The sequence below is a fragment of the Streptomyces sp. NPDC007205 genome (genome assembly GCF_040634095.1).
Lineage (GTDB): Bacteria > Actinomycetota > Actinomycetes > Streptomycetales > Streptomycetaceae > Streptomyces.
In genome coordinates, this window is sequence record NZ_JBEYEW010000189.1 from 1 (window position 1) to 1,204 (window position 1,204).

The window sequence follows — 1,204 nt, forward strand, 5'->3', positions numbered from 1 at the left end:
CCGATCCTGGCCGACCGCGCTTACATCGGTGCCGGCGCGCGGATGACGACACCGGCAAGACGGCCCGCCGGAGGCGAGCTGACGCTCACCCAACAGACCGTCAACCGGGCGCTGTCGAAGGCACGGGCCCCGGTCGAGCGTGGCATCGCCCGCCTGAAGTCCTGGCGGATCTTCCGCAGAGCGCGGTGCAGCCCGAATCGAATGACGTCAATCGCAGCAGCCGTCCTGACCCTGGAGCGGCAACGCTGAAAGCTCTCAATGATTCCTAATGCGGTCTGTGAAGCCGCGAGAACCGTGGGTGGGGTCGGCTCATAGCACCGTCCGTCACGCAAGAGGGCCCAGAGGACGTTGACGCGGCGGCGGGCGAGCGCGAGGACGGCCTGGGTGTGACGCTTGCCCTCGGCCCGCTTGCGATCGTAAAACCGGCGGGACTCGGGGCAGTGCCGGATGCTGAACAACGCCGAGATGTAGAAGACCCGTTGGAGACGGCGGTTGTATCGCTGCGGACGCCGCAGGTTGCCGCTGACCTTCCCGGAGTCGCGAGGCACCGGAGCGACACCGCCGAAGCCGGCGAGACGGTCGGCGGTGCCGAAGAGGCTCATGTCGCCGCCGGTGGTCGTAGGTCGGCGGTGTGGAGCTGCTCCAGAACCCACAGCGGTATACCTGCGGCCGTCAGCATGCTCCGTCGCCGGGGGTGGCCCTGCGACCAGGAGTGCTCCTGACTGTGGAGTTCGGTGATGCGCGAGGCTGACCGCCACAGGTCGGTGAGGAGTTCAAAGGGGTGGCTGGCGAGGATGGTGCTGGACAGGTACGAGCGCGGATGACTGTCCTTGAGGACGGTCAGATTCGCGACCACTTCCTGGAACCACTGACTGAACCTCTTTCATCCTGTGTATTCGCAGGTGAGGAGGGTGTGGACTGCTGCGATCACTCTGCCGATGCGGTTGGTCGAGCGTCGGGCTTGTCGTAGCAGTCGCCAGGACTTGAGGCGGGCGAAGGCGCGTTCACCTGGAGCGCGGAGACGGGCGTGGTCGCGGTTGTACTGCTGGTAGTGCTCCGGAAGTTCACGGTGGCCGTAGTGAGGGGTGCGGACGGTGGCGCCGGCGCCTTGGTGGGCGCGATCGGCCAGGACGAGGATCTGGCGGGTGAGACATGCCTGGACGATGCCGTGAGCACGGGCTGCGGTCAGGTCGTGGGTCCGTCC

General features: G+C 66.9%; 3 protein-coding genes and 1 pseudogene. 1 reads left to right on the top strand and 3 read right to left on the bottom strand.

What is annotated here, in order from left to right:
- Positions 1 to 249 (top strand): transposase family protein (locus tag ABZ624_RS43145; protein WP_360101266.1); only part of this gene is annotated, 249 nt, incomplete at its 5' end.
- Positions 250 to 281: 32 nt separating this feature from the next.
- On the opposite strand, the pseudogene ABZ624_RS43150 reads toward ABZ624_RS43145, so the two are convergent.
- The 3 genes and pseudogenes from ABZ624_RS43150 to ABZ624_RS43160 form a co-directional block, all read right to left on the bottom strand.
- Positions 282 to 614, bottom strand: a pseudogene (locus ABZ624_RS43150) (transposase); the annotation flags it as partial.
- Positions 599 to 856: a hypothetical protein gene (locus ABZ624_RS43155; RefSeq protein WP_360101269.1), complete on the bottom strand. Its 258-nt coding sequence runs from the start codon at positions 854 to 856 to the stop codon at positions 599 to 601. The pseudogene ABZ624_RS43150 and the gene ABZ624_RS43155, both read right to left, overlap by 16 nt.
- A gap of 27 nt (positions 857 to 883) precedes the next feature.
- A partial coding sequence (locus ABZ624_RS43160) for a transposase family protein (protein WP_360101272.1) occupies positions 884 to 1,204 on the bottom strand: 321 nt, incomplete at its 5' end.